The sequence below is a fragment of the Methylococcus capsulatus genome, from assembly GCF_036864975.1.
Classification (GTDB): Bacteria; Pseudomonadota; Gammaproteobacteria; order Methylococcales; family Methylococcaceae; genus Methylococcus.
The window spans coordinates 1,051,415-1,066,928 of sequence record NZ_CP104311.1 but is presented as its reverse complement, the minus strand read 5'-3'; the positions used below and the strand labels follow the sequence as shown (position 1 = coordinate 1,066,928).

Below are 15,514 nucleotides of genomic sequence, written 5' to 3'. Positions count from 1 at the left end.
GGGCGGCGCTGCATAGAGAAACTGTTAAAATTCATATTTTATAAGTGAGTGGCCGTCGATACCGCTACGGGGGCGATAGACATGAACGGAAATAAGGAGGCGGGTTGTGGAGAGGAAACCGTGTCCTCGCCCAATCAGGATGAGAGGCCTTGGGGGGAGACGATTTCCCTCATCGTGATCCACGGAATCAGCCTTCCACCGGGGCAGTTCGGCGGTCCGTGGATCCGGCACTTGTTCGCCAACACCCTCGACGGTGCCGTCCATCCGTTCTTCGAGTCTATTCGGCACTTGAGGGTGTCGGCGCATGCGCTGATCCGGCGGGGTGGTGAAGTCGAACATTATGTGCCGCCCGATCGCCGGGCCTGGCATGCCGGCATGTCCGAGTTCAGGGGGCGGAGTGCCTGCAACGACTTTTCGATTGGAATCGAACTCGAGGGAACCGACGATGTTCCTTATATGCCGGAACAATACAAGAGTCTTGCCGGCCTCGTGACGGAATGGATGGCCCGTTATCCAGCGATCACCGAGGACCGCATCGTAGGGCACTGCGCGATCGCCCCCCAGCGGAAAACGGACCCTGGACCGGCCTTCGACTGGGGATGTTTCTATCGGGAACTGGCGAAGCTGCGGGAGCCCCGGATGGCTGCCGATGGCGAAGCGAGTCGCGCAAGGGAGGTCACCCTTTCTCGCGATCCGCCATCATGCGCTCGAGGATCGGCCGGAAAATGATCTCCATGGCAAGTCCCATTTTGCCTCCCGGAATCACGATCGAATTGTGTCGTGACATGAAGGAGTTTTGCAGCATGGCCAGGAGATAAGGGAAATCCACGTTGAATTTGCCCGGTTCCTTGAAGCGGATGATGACGAAACTTTCATCCGGTGTAGGAATGTCCCGGGCAATGAACGGATTGGAAGTATCAACCGTCGGAACGCGCTGGAAATTGATGTCGGTCTGGGAAAATTGGGGGGTGATGACTTTGACGTAGTCATCCATGCGGCGCAGTATCGTTTCCGTGACGTCCTCGGGTTTATAGCCGCGTTCGGCGGTATCGCGATGGATTTTTTGAATCCATTCGAGATTGACGATGGGAACCACGCCGACGAGAAGATCGACGTATCGCCTCACATTGATGGTTTCGGTAACCACGCCTCCGTGCAAACCTTCGTAAAACAGCAAATCCGTTCCCGGAGGTACTTCTTCCCATGGGGTGAATGTCCCCGGCTTGTACCCTCCCAACCGCTGACTTTCTGCTTCATTATGGATGTAAAAGCGGCGGTGAGCCGTTCCCGTTTCCCCATAATGCCGAAAAACGTTTTCGAGCTCGTCCAGAATATTGGCCTCGAGCGAAAAATGGCTGAAATGACGCCCTTCGCGTCTGGCTTTGTCGATTTGCGCTCGCATCTCCACCCGGTCATAGCGATGAAAACTATCGCCCTCGATGACCAGTGGTTTGAGGCCGAGCCGGAAGAAAATATGCTCGAAAGCGCATTTGACGGTGGTCGTGCCCGCTCCGGAGGAACCGGTGATGGCGATGATGGGGTGTTTCTTGGACATTCTAGCCTCCCGTGCTTTTCAATTATACGCGAGATCGCTTCTCGAACATGGGCCTGGAGCCTGTGATGGTGGGGTGTCCAAGTAAGGGTGTTGACGCCGGGATGATCCGGCGCTCGGATAAAAAAACCGAGACCCCGGCAGCTTGGGTGAAAGGTGCCGGGGTGTCCGGGAACACACGCCGCACGAGCGGACCCGAAGGAATTCGCTCGGTCGGGGGTCTGGGGTTATTCCAGGTTAGCGTGTCGAGTTCTCATTTCTTCTTCGGGGATGCCTTTCTCGTGGATGATGTGCGAGATGGTGGCCTCGAGGAAGAGGAGGGTGGAGAGCTCGAAGACGGTGCCCATGGGCATGCCGACGACTTTTCCGAAGAGCTCGGGGGAGCCGATGCGGAAGATGGTGTCGGCGAGGTCGCCGAGTGAGGAGCTGTCGCGTGTGGAGATGAGGGCGATGGTGGCGCCCTGCTCCTTGGCTTTTTTGGTGAAGGCGAGCATGGTTTCGGTTTCACCGGAGCCGGAGATCACGATCAGCAAGTCGCCCTTGCGGATGCTGGGGGTGACGATTTCGCCGACGACGAAGACGTCATAGCCGCCGTGCATGAGGCGCATGGCGAAGAACTTGGCGACCAGCCCCGACCGGCCGGCCCCCGCGACGAAGATGCGGGAGGCCTGGTCGAGCATGGCAGTCAGTTTTGCATCATAGCCGGCATCGGTGGCGGCGAGGATGCCGGAGATTTTGTCTATGATCAGTTTCTGATGCATGCGCAAGTCCCGATTAGGCGGCAGCGGCGACGACCTGTTCGTAGATGGGCGCGCGCGCGGCATCGGCGGGGGAAGCGGCGCCGTAGATGGCGGCTCCGACGACGATGATGTTGGCGCCGGTTTTGACGACCTGCTGTGCGGTGGAGGCTTTGATGCCGCCGGCGACGGAGATGCGGACGGGGAGGCCGAGCTTGGCGATGGCCTGGAGGTCGGCGAAGGGGGTCTGGCCGGCGGCCTGGGCGTCGAGGCCGGTGTGGATGCCGACGATCTGGGCGCCGGCCTTGGCGGACTCACGGGCGCAGGCGGCCTTGTCGGGGACGTTGATCAGGTCGACCTGGACTTCGGCGTTGTGTTTGTTAGCGGCGTTGATGACGCCCTTGATGGTGGCCAGTCCGGCGACGCCGAGGACGGTGGTGATGTCGGCGCCGGCGGCGAAGAAGGGGGTGGCTTCGTATTCACCGGCGTCCATGGTCTTGAGGTCGACCAGGAGCAGTTTGTTGGGGAAGCGCTTTTTGAACTCCTTCACCAGGGCGATGCCATTGTATTTGATGCTGGGGGTACCGATCTCGAAGATATCGATATAGGGTGCGGTGAGGCTTGCGAGCTTCAACGTCTGCGGGATGTCCAGCGTGTCCAGTGCGAGCTGAATCAATGGTCTTGCCATGGGATCTCCTCCGATCAAAAAAGTAGAGAGAAAAAGTCGGGTGAAGCCTTAAGAGTTATGGGGTTTTGCTGAATGCACAATTTCCTCACTGTAAAGAGTGAGGGGGCTGCTGTCAATGCGCCCCCTCCCCTTTCAGGGGGTCAGCCGTTGAGGCTTTTCAGGTATTTGGTGACGCCGGTTTCGCCCGTAGCCACGACGGCGGGCTTGGGCAGGTTCTTGATGTACTTGGCGACCCCGGTTTCGGCCGCGGCGGCCACTTCGGGCAGCGGCAGGTTTTTGAGGTATTTGGCCACGCCGGTTTCGGTGGTGCGGACGGGTTCCGGCAGCGTCTTGAGGTATTTGGCGACCCCGGTTTCGGGGCCGGCCGCGAGCCCTTGGGCCTGCAGGTAGCGGGCGACGCCGGTGCCGCTGGCGGCCGGTGCCGGTGCCGCGGGCGCCGCGGCCGGACGGGCGGCGGCCGGACGGCGGCTGCTCCAGAGCACGAAGCCGATCAGGACCGCGACTACGCCGCCGAACAGGTAATAATCCGAGGCGGTGTCGGGGGCGGGTTTGGCGGGGGGCGGGCGCGGCCTGGGCTTCGGGGGCGGCCTCGGTCTTGGCCGGGGCGGCGGCCGGTGCCGGGGCGGTCGGTGCCGCCGGCGGTTGGGCGGCCGGCGCGGCTGCGGGGGCCGGGGGCTGGCCGGTGAGGCTGGGATCCCGATAGATCACCGACGGCTGGAAGTCGGGCGGATAATCGGCGGCGCCCGCGAGCGGGGCGGCCAGCAGCAGGGCTGCGAACACGGTGTGAGTCGAGAACGGTTTCTTCACGTGGTTTCCCCCATTAAGTCTTGTCAGTGGGTATAAAAGTTCGGCGGGGCGGGTTTCGAATCGCCCCTGTTTTCCAATTGCATCGCTCGCGTTTCCGTTGCCGGACGCTTCCGCGCCCGCCTCCCCGGTGTCCGTCCGACCCGCCGCGCTAGCGGACGATCGGATCGAGTTTGCCCTGGGCATACGCCAAGCTCATGTCTTCCAGGCGCAGGGGCTTGATCTTGGCGGCCTGGCCGGCGGCGCCGAACGCCTCGTAGCGGGCCCGGCAGATCGCGGTCATGGCGGTTTGCGCGGCCTTGTAGAGCTTGCGCGGGTCGAAGTTCTTCCTGTCCTCGACCATGAACTTGCGCATGGCGCCATAGGAGGCGATGCGCAGGTCGGTATCGATGTTGACCTTGCGGACGCCATGGCGGATACCCTCGACGATCTCCTCGACCGGCACACCGTAGGTCTGGCCGATGTCGCCGCCGTAGTCGTTGATCATCTGCGCCCAGTCCTCGGGGACCGAGGACGAGCCGTGCATCACCAGATGGATGGTGGGAATCCGCTGGTGGATCGCCTTGACCCGGTCGATCCGCAGCACCTGCCCGGTGGGTTTGCGGGTGAACTTGTAGGCGCCGTGGCTGGTGCCGATGGCGATCGCCAGGGCATCGACCTGGGTCTGACGGACGAAATCCGCCGCCTCGTCCGGATCGGTCAGCAGCAGCGAGGGGTCCAGCTCGCCTTCCGCGCCGTGACCGTCTTCCTTCCCTGCTCGGCCGGTTTCCAGCGAGCCCAGGCAGCCGAGCTCACCTTCCACCGACACCCCGCAGGCATGCGCCATCTCGACCACCTTGCGGGTGGTCTCGACATTGTACGCATAGCTGGCCGGGGTTTTCATGTCCTCCAGCAAAGAGCCGTCCATCATCACCGAACTGAAGCCGGACTGGATGGAGCGGATGCACACCGCCGGGGAGGCCCCGTGATCCTGGTGCATGCACACCGGGAGGTGCGGATACATCTCGATGGCGGCCAGCACCAGATGGCGCAGGAACGGCTCGCCGGCATAGGTTCTGGCGCCGGCCGAGCCCTGCAGGATCACCGGGGCGTCCACGGCGGCGGCGGCTTCCATGATGGCCTTGATTTGCTCCATGTTGTTGACGTTGAACGCCGGCAGGCCGTAGCCGTGCTCGGCGGCATGGTCCAACAGTTGACGCAGGGAGATCAATGCCATGGGATGCCCTCGGGCTGAGGTTAGAACAAGGCCTCGGCCTGCGCGACCACGTTGTCGACGGTGAAGCCGAAGGTCTTGAACAGCAGGCCGGCCGGTGCGGATTCGCCGAAGCGGTCCAGGCCGATAACTTTGCCATGGCTGCCGACGTATTTCCACCAGCCGTCGCTGACACCGGCCTCGATGGCGAGGCGGCGGGTCACGGCGGGCGGCAGCACGCTGTCACGATACGCCTGCTCCTGGGCATCGAACACGTTGGTGGAGGCCATCGACACCACCCGCACCTGTTTGCCCTTGGCGGTCAGGGCCTCGGCCGCCTTCACCGCCAGCTCGACCTCCGAGCCGGTGGCCAGCAGGATGAGGTCGGGGGTGCCGGCGCAGTCGACCAGGACATAGCCGCCCCGGGGGATCGCGGCGATCTGCTCCGGCGTGCGGGGCATGTGCGGCAGGTTCTGGCGCGAGAAGATCAGGCTGGAAGGGCCGTCCTTGCGCTCGATCGCGCACTTCCAGGCCACCGCCGACTCCACCGCGTCGCACGGCCGCCAGACCTGCATGCGGGGAATCAGGCGCAAGGTGGCGGTCTGCTCGACCGGCTGATGGGTGGGGCCGTCCTCGCCCAGACCGATGGAGTCGTGGGTGTAGACATAGATCACCGGGATCTGCATCAGGGCCGACATGCGCAGCGCATTGCGGGCGTATTCGGAGAACATCAGGAAGGTTCCGCCATAGGGACGGAAGCCGCCGTGCAGGGCGATGCCGTTCATGATCGCCGACATGCCGAATTCGCGCACGCCGTAATAGACATAATTGCCGTCGCAGGGGGGCGCATTGACGTTTTTGCAGCCGGACCACAGGGTCAGGTTGGAGCCGGCGAGGTCGGCCGAGCCGCCCATGAGCTCCGGCAAGAGCGGCCCGAAGCCGTTCAAGGCGTTCTGGGAGGCCTTACGGCTGGCGATGGTCTCGGCCTTCGCATTCACCTGGGCCACGAAGGCGGCGGATTTCTCCGCCCAGTCCCGCGGCAGCTCGCCCGCCATGCGGCGCTCGAACTCGGCGGCCAGCTCGGGGAATTCGCGGCGGTAGTTTTCGAAGCGGTCGTTCCACTGACTTTCCGCCTTGGCACCGGTCTCGCGCGCGTCCCAGGCCTCGTAGATGTCGGCCGGGATTTCGAAAGGCGGATACGGCCAGCCGATGTTCTCGCGGGTCAAGGCGACTTCATCGGTGCCGAGGGCGGCGCCGTGGCAGTCTTCCTTGCCCTGCTTGTTGGGCGAGCCCCAGCCGATGATGGTCTGGCAGCAGATCAAAGAGGGCTTGTCGGTGACCGCACGGGCTTCCTCGATGGCCGCCTTCACGGCGTCCGGATCATGCCCGTCGACCTTGGGGATCACGTGCCAGCCGTAAGCCTCGAAGCGCTTGGGCGTATCGTCCATGAACCAGCCGGGCACGCCGCCGTGACCGCGGACCTCGCCGTCGATGGAGATGTTGTTGTCATCGTAGAAGGCGATCAGCTTGCCCAGCTTCATGGAGCCGGCCAGCGAGCAGGCTTCGTGGGAGATGCCCTCCATCAGGCAGCCGTCCCCCAGGAAGACGTAGGTGTAATGGTCGACGATGGCATGGCCGGGCCGGTTGAACTGGCCGGCGAGCGTGCGCTCGGCCAGAGCCATGCCGACGGCGTTGGTGATGCCCTGGCCCAGCGGGCCCGTGGTGGTCTCCACCCCGGGGGTGTAGCCGTATTCGGGATGGCCGGGGGTCTTGGAGTGGAGCTGACGGAAGTTCTGCAGTTCCTCGATGGGCAGATCGTAGCCGGTCAGGTGCAGCAGGGAATAGATCAGCATCGAGCCGTGGCCGTTGGACAACACGAAGCGGTCACGGTCGGGCCACTTCGGGTTGGCCGGGTTGTGGCGCAGGTAGTCGTTCCACAGGACCTCGGCAATGTCCGCCATCCCCATCGGCGCCCCAGGATGGCCCGAATTGGCCTTCTGCACGGCATCCATGCTCAAGGCCCGTATGGCGTTGGCGAGTTCTCGTCGCGAAGGCATGATAGATCTCCTTATGTCATTGGGAAAAAAACGGAATCAGGGATGATGCCGATTGCGGAAAGCTTTGGCGGCGACTCAAGGGATGGGCAGTGGGTTTCGGGATGAGCAGGCCGTCGCGATGAGTGTTCCGACGCGACGGCCTGTCACCTCATGCCGCTTCCAGATGGACCAGCCGATCGGCCAGCAACTTCTCCAACTGTTCAAGTGCCTTGGTAAAGCCTTGGATGCCCTCTTCCAGCTTCTCGGTGGCCATGCGGTTTTCCGCATGCATCTTGTCGAAAGTATATTTGTTGACGTGGATCTTCTCGATCGGGTAGTCCTTCGCCTTGGCGGGATCGAGCTTGCGCGGTAGTTCGCCTTCGGTGGCCTGCAGTTCGGCCAGCAGTGAGGGTGCGATGGTCAGCAGGTCGCAGCCGGCCAGTTCGGTGATTTCGCCGATGTTGCGGAAGCTGGCGCCCATGACTTCGGTCTTGTAACCGAACTTCTTGTAGTAGTTGTAGATCTGGGTCACGGACAGGACGCCTGGATCTTCATGCGGAGCATAGGATTCGCGGCCGGTGTCTTTCTTATACCAGTCGAGAATGCGGCCGACGAAGGGCGAGATCAGGGTGATGCCGTTTTCGGCGCAGGCGATGGCCTGGTGCAGACCGAACAACAGGGTCAGGTTGCAGTGGATGCCTTCCTTTTCCAGCACGGCGGCGGCCTCGATGCCTTCCCAAGTCGCGGCGATCTTGATCAGGACGCGTTCTTTGGACACGCCGGCAGCTTCGTATTGCTTGATGATCTCGCGCGCCTTCTCGATGGTGCCCTCGGTGTCGTAGGAGAGGCGGGCATCCACTTCGGTAGAAACGCGGCCTTCGATGATCTGCAGGATCTTCAAGCCGAAAGAAACGGCCAGACGGTCGAAAGCGAGATTTGCCACCTGGGCGGCCGAAGCGCCAGGACCCAGGGTCTGCCGCGCACCTTTCAGGGTGTCGTCGACAATATCCTGGTATTGCGGCATTTGGGCTGCAGCGGTGATAAGCGAGGGATTGGTGGTCGCATCACGTGGCTTGAATTTCTCGATCGCTTCGATGTCTCCGGTATCGGCGACGACGATAGTGACTTCGCGGAGTTGGTCAAGCAGATTTTTTGACATGGTGGACTCCTAAAGATTTTTTTAAAGTATCGGGTGCTACCAGCGATCACGAAAATGTCTCCCGGTCGGGATCCTATTTTCCTATACGGGCTTCATACGGTGGCATCTTAATCGATGCTGTGCTCTGCTGGCCTTTACCCTGACATCGTTGCCCGCCTCTGGCCGCTCGGATTCGGTTCGAGTCCGTGGCGTCGAGCGCTGGGTCCATAGGAAGGGCAAGAGCCTGGGCAGAAGGGAGGGCTGCCACAGGCTTTGCCTTCTTCTTATTCCAGGTTAGCGTGTCGAGTTCTCATTTCTTCTTCGGGGATGCCTTTCTCGTGGATGATGTGCGAGATGGTGGCCTCGAGGAAGAGGAGGGTGGAGAGCTCGAAGACGGTGCCCATGGGCATGCCGACGACTTTTCCGAAGAGCTCGGGGGAGCCGATGCGGAAGATGGTGTCGGCGAGGTCGCCGAGTGAGGAGCTGTCGCGTGTGGAGATGAGGGCGATGGTGGCGCCCTGCTCCTTGGCTTTTTTGGTGAAGGCGAGCATGGTTTCGGTTTCACCGGAGCCGGAGATCACGATCAGCAAGTCGCCCTTGCGGATGCTGGGGGTGACGATTTCGCCGACGACGAAGACGTCATAGCCGCCGTGCATGAGGCGCATGGCGAAGAACTTGGCGACCAGCCCCGACCGGCCGGCCCCCGCGACGAAGATGCGGGAGGCCTGGTCGAGCATGGCAGTCAGTTTTGCATCATAGCCGGCATCGGTGGCGGCGAGGATGCCGGAGATTTTGTCTATGATCAGTTTCTGATGCATGCGCAAGTCCCGATTAGGCGGCAGCGGCGACGACCTGTTCGTAGATTTCGCGCGCGGCATCGGCGGGGGAAGCGGCGCCGTAGATGGCGGCTCCGACGACGATGATGTTGGCGCCGGTTTTGACGACCTGCTGTGCGGTGGAGGCTTTGATGCCGCCGGCGACGGAGATGCGGACGGGGAGGCCGAGCTTGGCGATGGCCTGGAGGTCGGCGAAGGGGGTCTGGCCGGCGGCCTGGGCGTCGAGGCCGGTGTGGATGCCGACGATCTGGGCGCCGGCCTTGGCGGACTCACGGGCGCAGGCGGCCTTGTCGGGGACGTTGATCAGGTCGACCTGGACTTCGGCGTTGTGTTTGTTGGCGGCGTTGATGACGCCCTTGATGGTGGCCAGTCCGGCGACGCCGAGGACGGTGGTGATGTCGGCGCCGGCGGCGAAGAAGGGGGTGGCTTCGTATTCACCGGCGTCCATGGTCTTGAGGTCGACCAGGAGCAGTTTGTTGGGGAAGCGCTTTTTGAACTCCTTCACCAGGGCGATGCCATTGTATTTGATGCTGGGGGTACCGATCTCGAAGATATCGATATAGGGTGCGGTGAGGCTTGCGAGCTTCAACGTCTGCGGGATGTCCAGCGTGTCCAGTGCGAGCTGAATCAATGGTCTTGCCATGGGATCTCCTCCGATCAAAAAGTAGAGAGAAAAAGTCGGGTGAAGCCTTAAGAGTTATGGGGTTTTGCTGAATGCACAATTTCCTCACTGTAAAGAGTGAGGGGGCTGCTGTCAATGCGCCCCCCCCTTTCAGGGGGTCAGCCGTTGAGGCTTTTCAGGTATTTGGTGACGCCGGTTTCGCCCGTAGCCACGACGGCGGGCTTGGGCAGGTTCTTGATGTACTTGGCGACGCCCGGTTTCGGCCGCGGCGGCCACTTCGGGCATGGCGGCAGGTTTTTGAGGTATTTGGCCACGCCGGTTTCGGTGGTGCGGACGGGTTCCGGCAGCGTCTTGGTATTTGGCGACCCCGGTTTCGGGGCCGGCCACGAGCCCTTGGGCCTGCAGGTAGCGGGCGACGCCGGTGCCGCTGGCGGCCGACTTTTGCACGGTCGCCGCGGGCGCCGCGGCCGGATGTGGCGGCGGCCGGACGGCGGCTGCTCCAGAGCACGAAGCCGATCAGGACCGCGACTACGCCGCCGAACAGGTAATAATCCGACGGCGGTGTCGGGGGCGGGTTTGGCGCGGCGGGCGCGGCCTGGGCTTCGGGGGCGGCCTCGGTCTTGGCCGGGGCGGCGGCCGGTGCCGGGGCGTCAGTCCGCCGGCGACTTGGGCGTGCCGGCGCGGCTGCGGGGGCCGGGGGCTGGCCGGCAGGCTGGGATCCCGATAGATCACCGACGGCTGGAAGTCGGGCGGATAATCGGCGGCGCCCGCGAGCGGGGCGGCCAGCAGCAGGGCTGCGAACACGGTGTGAGTCGAGAACGGTTTCTTCACGTGGTTTCCCCATTAAGTCCTTGTCAGTGGGTATAAAAGTTCGGCGGGGCGGGTTTCGAATCGCCCCTGTTTTCCAATTGCATCGCTCGCGTTTCCGTTGCCGGACGCTTCCGCGCCCGCCCTCCCCGGTGTCCGTCCGACCCGCCGCGCTAGCGGACGATCGGATCGAGTTTGCCCTGGGCATACGCCAAGCTCATGTCTTCCAGGCGCAGGGGCTTGATCTTGGCGGCCTGGCCGGCGGCGCCGATCCGCCTCGTAGCGGGCCCGGCAGATCGCGGTCATGGCGGTTTGCGCCCTTGTAGAGCTTGCGCGGGTCGAAGTTCTTCGATGTCCTCGACCATGAACTTGCGCATGGCGCCATAGGAGGCGATCCCGCAGGTCGGTATCGATGTTGACCTTGCGGACGCCATGGCGGATACCCTCGACGATCTCCTCGACCGGCACACCGTAGGTCTGGCCGATGTCGCCGCCGTAGTCGTTGATCATCTGCGCCCAGTCCTCGGGGACCGAGGACGAGCCGTGCATCACCAGATGGATGGTGGGAATCCGCTGGTGGATCGCCTTGACCCGGTCGATCCGCGCACCTGCCCGGTGGGTTTGCGGTGAACTTGTAGGCGCCGTGGCTGGTGCCGATGGCGATCGCCAGGGCATCGACCTGGGTCTGACGGACGAAATCCGCCGCCTCGTCCGGATCGGTCAGCAGGCAGGGGTCCAGCTCGCCTTCCGCGCCGTGACCGTCTTCTTCCCCTGCTCGGCCGGTTTCCAGCGAGCCCAGGCCAGCCGAGCTCACCTTCCACCGACACCCCGCAGGCATGCGCCATCTCGACCACCTTGCGGGTGGTCTCGACATTGTACGCATAGCTGGCCGGGGTTTTCATGTCCTCCAGCAAAGAGCCGTCCATCATCACCGAACTGAAGCCGGACTGGATGGAGCGGATGCACACCGCCGGGGAGGCCCCGTGATCCTGGTGCATGCACACCGGGAGGTGCGGATACATCTCGATGGCGGCCAGCACCAGATGGCGCAGGAACGGCTCGCCGGCATAGGTTCTGGCGCCGGCCGAGCCCTGCAGGATCACCGGGGCGTCCACGGCGGCGGCGGCTTCCATGATGGCCTTGATTTGCTCCATGTTGTTGACGTTGAACGCCGGCAGGCTTAAGCCGTGCTCGGCGGCATGGTCCAACAGTTGACGCAGGGAGATCAATGCCATGGGATGCCCTCGGGCTGAGGTTAAACAAGGCTCGGCCTGCGCGACCACGTTGTCGACGGTGAAGCCGAAGGTCTTGAACAGCAGGCCGGCCGGTGCGGATTCGCCGAAGCGGTCCAGGCCGATAACTTTGCCATGGCTGCCGACGTATTTCCACCAGCCGTCGCTGACACCGGCCTCGATGGCGAGGCGGCGGGTCACGGCGGGCGGCAGCACGCTGTCACGATACGCCTGCTCCTGGGCATCGAACACGTTGGTGGAGGCCATCGACACCACCCGCACCTGTTTGCCCTTGGCGGTCAGGGCCTCGGCCGCCTTCACCGCCAGCTCGACCTCCGAGCCGGTGGCCAGCAGGATGAGGTCGGGGGTGCCGGCGCAGTCGACCAGGACATAGCCGCCCCGGGGGATCGCGGCGATCTGCTCCGGCGTGCGGGGCATGTGCGGCAGGTTCTGGCGCGAGAAGATCAGGCTGGAAGGGCCGTCCTTGCGCTCGATCGCGCACTTCCAGGCCACCGCCGACTCCACCGCGTCGCACGGCCGCCAGACCTGCATGCGGGGAATCAGGCGCAAGGTGGCGGTCTGCTCGACCGGCTGATGGGTGGGGCCGTCCTCGCCCAGACCGATGGAGTCGTGGGTGTAGACATAGATCACCGGGATCTGCATCAGGGCCGACATGCGCAGCGCATTGCGGGCGTATTCGGAGAACATCAGGAAGGTTCCGCCATAGGGACGGAAGCCGCCGTGCAGGGCGATGCCGTTCATGATCGCCGACATGCCGAATTCGCGCACGCCGTAATAGACATAATTGCCGTCGCAGGGGGGCGCATTGACGTTTTTGCAGCCGGACCACAGGGTCAGGTTGGAGCCGGCGAGGTCGGCCGAGCCGCCCATGAGCTCCGGCAAGAGCGGCCCGAAGCCGTTCAAGGCGTTCTGGGAGGCCTTACGGCTGGCGATGGTCTCGGCCTTCGCATTCACCTGGGCCACGAAGGCGGCGGATTTCTCCGCCCAGTCCCGCGGCAGCTCGCCCGCCATGCGGCGCTCGAACTCGGCGGCCAGCTCGGGGAATTCGCGGCGGTAGTTTTCGAAGCGGTCGTTCCACTGACTTTCCGCCTTGGCACCGGTCTCGCGCGCGTCCCAGGCCTCGTAGATGTCGGCCGGGATTTCGAAAGGCGGATACGGCCAGCCGATGTTCTCGCGGGTCAAGGCGACTTCATCGGTGCCGAGGGCGGCGCCGTGGCAGTCTTCCTTGCCCTGCTTGTTGGGCGAGCCCCAGCCGATGATGGTCTGGCAGCAGATCAAAGAGGGCTTGTCGGTGACCGCACGGGCTTCCTCGATGGCCGCCTTCACGGCGTCCGGATCATGCCCGTCGACCTTGGGGATCACGTGCCAGCGCGTAAGCCTCAAGCGCTTGGGCGTATCGTCCATGAACCAGCCGGGCACGCCGCCGTGACCGCGGACCTCGCCGTCGATGGAGATGTTGTTGTCATCGTAGAAGGCGATCAGCTTGCCCAGCTTCATGGAGCCGGCCAGCGAGCAGGCTTCGTGGGAGATGCCCTCCATCAGGCAGCCGTCCCCCAGGAAGACGTAGGTGTAATGGTCGACGATGGCATGGCCGGGCCGGTTGAACTGGCCGGCGAGCGTGCGCTCGGCCAGAGCCATGCCGACGGCGTTGGTGATGCCCTGGCCCAGCGGGCCCGTGGTGGTCTCCACCCCGGGGGTGTAGCCGTATTCGGGATGGCCGGGGGTCTTGGAGTGGAGCTGACGGAAGTTCTGCAGTTCCTCGATGGGCAGATCGTAGCCGGTCAGGTGCAGCAGGGAATAGATCAGCATCGAGCCGTGGCCGTTGGACAACACGAAGCGGTCACGGTCGGGCCACTTCGGGTTGGCCGGGTTGTGGCGCAGGTAGTCGTTCCACAGGACCTCGGCAATGTCCGCCATCCCCATCGGCGCCCCAGGATGGCCCGAATTGGCCTTCTGCACGGCATCCATGCTCAAGGCCCGTATGGCGTTGGCGAGTTCTCGTCGCGTCCTCATGTCGGTCTCCTCCTCCAATATTGTCTGCTCGCTGGGATGAGTGGAAAATTCTGAAACAATGTATTATCCCTCAGTAAATTCCATCTTGTCACGCCTTAATGAACCGGTGCGGCAGCCTATGGCATGCCGCACTGAAACGGCCGGCGCGATGCAGGGCCGCTTAATTTATGGGCAATTCAGGATAAGGGAAAATCAATCAATTTTAACAAGATAATAAATAAACGTTATCCATGAACATCACTCTCCGGCAGTTGAAGGTCTTCGAGAGGGTTGCGCGGCGACTGAGTTTCACGCGCGCAGCGGAAGAGCTTTATCTGACGCAGCCCGCCGTTTCGATGCAGATCAAGCAGTTCGAGGAAAGCATAGGGCTGCCGCTGTTCGAGCGGTTGGGAAAAAAGATCTTCCTCACCCGTGCCGGTGAGGAGCTGTATCGGTTGAGTCGGCAGATTTCGCTGCAGCTCGACGAAGCCGAGCAGCTCATCGAGGAGTTGAAGGGGATGGAGGGAGGGCGGCTGGTCGTCGCGGTGGCGAGCACGGTGCATTATTTCGCCATCCGCCTATTGGCAGACTTCTGCAAGCGCTATCCGAAGGTGCGGGTGAACTTCAAGGTGACCAACCGTAAGGGGTTGCTACGGATGCTTGAAGACAATGAAGTGGATACGGTGCTGATGGGGCGTCCACCGGACGACATGGACCTCGTGGCCGAAGCTTTCATGGACAACCCCTTGGTCATCATTGCGCCGGCAGATCATCCGCGCGTCGGCGAAAAAGGCATACGTCTGGAGGATTTGCGTAACGAGACGTTTCTGATGCGCGAACAGGGATCGGGCACCCGGAATGCGGTCGAGCGGTTCTTGGCCGAACGAGGGGTGCGGGTTGTCGCCAGTATGGAAATGAACACCAACGGTGCCATCAAGCAGGGAGTGGAAGTCGGCCTGGGGCTGGGACTGGTTTCGATACATACCGTCGAGCGCGAACTCGCCGATCGCCGGGTGGTGGTGCTGGATGTGGAGGCATTTCCGATCATGCGGCAGTGGTACATCGTGCACCGGGCGGGCAAGCGCTTGTCGGCGACGGCCACGGCGTTCGAAGAGTTCGTGCGGAGCGAGGCTCAGCGGTTCGTCGCGCCGTTCAATGCAATCCTTGGCACAGGGAAGGCGGTGGCGATCGATGCGATGGAATATTGATGCGGGCGGCTCGATGCAGAAGCTTGTGGAATGGCGCAAAGCCGCGCCGTTGCGTTGATTTGTGAAACAGAAGTCTCTTTGACCTGGCTAGACTATCCCGGACACACAACCTGAAATGAGATCATAGAGAGATCGAGGTTGTGTGTTGAGATGAGTGAGAGAAAGCAAGCGAAGAGTTACACCGCGGAGTTCAAGGAATCGGCGGTGAAGTTGGCGGTGGAGTCGAAGCGCCCGCTGGCGCAGACCGCCCGGGAGTTGGGGGTCAGCAAGGATACCTTGTACGGCTGGGTTCGGCAGTATCACGGGAAGCCTCAGCCGAATCAGGAGACGGTGAATTCGGAGCATCTTTACGAGGAATTGAAGCGGCTGCGTCGGGAGGTGTCGATTTGGAAGGAGGAGCGCGACATCCTAAAAAACTTTCCACGAGGGCGCGTCGGCTCCCCCTTTTGTAGGGCCAGAAACTCTGCTCCGGCGTACACTGTGGGCATCGCCGGGAGCAGCGGCCGTCCGCTTTTTGGTGGTTTCGGCCCCGTTAAAAAAACATGGCCCAGGGACTGTGGCGGATTTGCGTGTGGTGACGCCCTCGGGAGATCCCGGTTAGGAAGGTGATAGTTCCGCCGTCCCCGCCCCGGCCCATCTTTCCGAGGGC

At 62.8% G+C, this 15,514-nt stretch carries 14 protein-coding genes and 3 pseudogenes; 3 read left to right on the top strand and 14 right to left on the bottom strand.

Going from position 1 to position 15,514, the window contains the following annotated elements; all coding sequences use genetic code 11:
* The first annotated feature begins 81 nt into the window (after nucleotides 1-81).
* Nucleotides 82-729, top strand: coding sequence for a 1,6-anhydro-N-acetylmuramyl-L-alanine amidase AmpD (ampD, locus tag N4J17_RS05280; RefSeq protein WP_198322215.1), 648 nt, complete (start codon nucleotides 82-84; stop codon nucleotides 727-729).
* Here ampD and N4J17_RS05275 read toward each other — a convergent pair.
* The 14 genes and pseudogenes from N4J17_RS05275 to tkt (N4J17_RS05210) form a co-directional block, all read right to left on the bottom strand.
* Complete coding sequence (locus N4J17_RS05275) at nucleotides 677-1,555, bottom strand: phosphoribulokinase (protein ID WP_198322216.1); 879 nt, start codon at nucleotides 1,553-1,555, stop codon at nucleotides 677-679. The genes ampD and N4J17_RS05275 overlap by 53 nt on opposite strands.
* Before the next feature lie 224 nt (nucleotides 1,556-1,779).
* Complete coding sequence (hxlB, locus tag N4J17_RS05270) at nucleotides 1,780-2,313, bottom strand: 6-phospho-3-hexuloisomerase (protein ID WP_198324348.1); 534 nt, start codon at nucleotides 2,311-2,313, stop codon at nucleotides 1,780-1,782.
* Between the two features lie 13 nt (nucleotides 2,314-2,326).
* A complete protein-coding gene (hxlA, locus tag N4J17_RS05265; protein WP_338457665.1) occupies nucleotides 2,327-2,977 on the bottom strand; it encodes a 3-hexulose-6-phosphate synthase in 651 nt (216 codons plus the stop codon).
* A 140-nt stretch (nucleotides 2,978-3,117) separates the two neighbouring features.
* Nucleotides 3,118-3,459: a hypothetical protein gene (locus N4J17_RS05260; RefSeq protein WP_338457664.1), complete on the bottom strand. Its 342-nt coding sequence runs from the start codon at nucleotides 3,457-3,459 to the stop codon at nucleotides 3,118-3,120.
* A 473-nt stretch (nucleotides 3,460-3,932) separates the two neighbouring features.
* A complete protein-coding gene (gene fba, locus N4J17_RS05255; protein WP_198323131.1) occupies nucleotides 3,933-4,997 on the bottom strand; it encodes a class II fructose-bisphosphate aldolase in 1,065 nt (354 codons plus the stop codon).
* A gap of 20 nt (nucleotides 4,998-5,017) precedes the next feature.
* Nucleotides 5,018-7,030, bottom strand: a complete 2,013-nt coding sequence (tkt, locus tag N4J17_RS05250) for a transketolase (RefSeq protein ID WP_338457663.1) — start codon at nucleotides 7,028-7,030, stop codon at nucleotides 5,018-5,020.
* A gap of 148 nt (nucleotides 7,031-7,178) precedes the next feature.
* Nucleotides 7,179-8,168: a transaldolase gene (locus N4J17_RS05245; protein ID WP_198324342.1), complete on the bottom strand. Its 990-nt coding sequence runs from the start codon at nucleotides 8,166-8,168 to the stop codon at nucleotides 7,179-7,181.
* 263 nt (nucleotides 8,169-8,431) lie between these two features.
* The gene (hxlB, locus tag N4J17_RS05240) at nucleotides 8,432-8,965 is read right to left on the bottom strand and encodes a 6-phospho-3-hexuloisomerase (protein ID WP_198324348.1); all 534 of its coding nucleotides are present in this window, start codon (nucleotides 8,963-8,965) and stop codon (nucleotides 8,432-8,434) included.
* A 13-nt stretch (nucleotides 8,966-8,978) separates the two neighbouring features.
* Nucleotides 8,979-9,626 carry a 3-hexulose-6-phosphate synthase gene (gene hxlA / locus N4J17_RS05235; protein WP_338457662.1) on the bottom strand — a complete coding sequence of 216 codons (648 nt, stop codon included), beginning with the start codon at nucleotides 9,624-9,626 and terminating at the stop codon, nucleotides 8,979-8,981.
* A gap of 137 nt (nucleotides 9,627-9,763) precedes the next feature.
* On the bottom strand, nucleotides 9,764-9,919 hold the full coding sequence (locus N4J17_RS05230; RefSeq protein WP_338457661.1) for a hypothetical protein: 156 nt from the start codon (nucleotides 9,917-9,919) through the stop codon (nucleotides 9,764-9,766).
* A gap of 529 nt (nucleotides 9,920-10,448) precedes the next feature.
* A complete protein-coding gene (locus tag N4J17_RS05225) occupies nucleotides 10,449-10,961 on the bottom strand; it encodes a class II fructose-bisphosphate aldolase (protein WP_338457660.1) in 513 nt (170 codons plus the stop codon).
* A 136-nt stretch (nucleotides 10,962-11,097) separates the two neighbouring features.
* A pseudogene (locus N4J17_RS05220) lies at nucleotides 11,098-11,250 on the bottom strand (hypothetical protein); the annotation flags it as partial.
* 34 nt (nucleotides 11,251-11,284) lie between these two features.
* Nucleotides 11,285-11,647: pseudogene (locus N4J17_RS05215) on the bottom strand (class II fructose-bisphosphate aldolase); the annotation flags it as partial.
* 21 nt (nucleotides 11,648-11,668) lie between these two features.
* A pseudogene (gene tkt, locus N4J17_RS05210) lies at nucleotides 11,669-13,678 on the bottom strand (transketolase); the annotation flags it as partial.
* A gap of 230 nt (nucleotides 13,679-13,908) precedes the next feature.
* Here tkt (N4J17_RS05210) and N4J17_RS05205 point away from each other — a divergent pair.
* Together N4J17_RS05205 and N4J17_RS16575 are read left to right on the top strand one after the other, a co-directional pair.
* Nucleotides 13,909-14,865 (top strand): LysR family transcriptional regulator, encoded by a 957-nt coding sequence (locus N4J17_RS05205; protein WP_198323129.1) that lies wholly within the window; start codon nucleotides 13,909-13,911, stop codon nucleotides 14,863-14,865.
* 150 nt (nucleotides 14,866-15,015) lie between these two features.
* A complete protein-coding gene (locus tag N4J17_RS16575) occupies nucleotides 15,016-15,474 on the top strand; it encodes a transposase (RefSeq protein WP_198323128.1) in 459 nt (152 codons plus the stop codon).
* Nucleotides 15,475-15,514: the final 40 nt, after the last annotated feature.

Coding starts and splice junctions, on each gene's coding strand:
- ampD (WP_198322215.1), top strand. CDS start 82: ATGAACGGAAATAAGGAGGCGGGTTGTGGAGAGGAAACCGTGTCCTCG.
- N4J17_RS05275 (WP_198322216.1), bottom strand. CDS start 1,555: ATGTCCAAGAAACACCCCATCATCGCCATCACCGGTTCCTCCGGAGCG.
- hxlB (WP_198324348.1), bottom strand. CDS start 2,313: ATGCATCAGAAACTGATCATAGACAAAATCTCCGGCATCCTCGCCGCC.
- hxlA (WP_338457665.1), bottom strand. CDS start 2,977: ATGGCAAGACCATTGATTCAGCTCGCACTGGACACGCTGGACATCCCG.
- fba (WP_198323131.1), bottom strand. CDS start 4,997: ATGGCATTGATCTCCCTGCGTCAACTGTTGGACCATGCCGCCGAGCAC.
- tkt (WP_338457663.1), bottom strand. CDS start 7,030: ATGCCTTCGCGACGAGAACTCGCCAACGCCATACGGGCCTTGAGCATG.
- N4J17_RS05245 (WP_198324342.1), bottom strand. CDS start 8,168: ATGTCAAAAAATCTGCTTGACCAACTCCGCGAAGTCACTATCGTCGTC.
- hxlB (WP_198324348.1), bottom strand. CDS start 8,965: ATGCATCAGAAACTGATCATAGACAAAATCTCCGGCATCCTCGCCGCC.
- hxlA (WP_338457662.1), bottom strand. CDS start 9,626: ATGGCAAGACCATTGATTCAGCTCGCACTGGACACGCTGGACATCCCG.
- N4J17_RS05225 (WP_338457660.1), bottom strand. CDS start 10,961: ATGCACGGCTCGTCCTCGGTCCCCGAGGACTGGGCGCAGATGATCAAC.
- N4J17_RS05205 (WP_198323129.1), top strand. CDS start 13,909: ATGAACATCACTCTCCGGCAGTTGAAGGTCTTCGAGAGGGTTGCGCGG.
- N4J17_RS16575 (WP_198323128.1), top strand. CDS start 15,016: ATGAGTGAGAGAAAGCAAGCGAAGAGTTACACCGCGGAGTTCAAGGAA.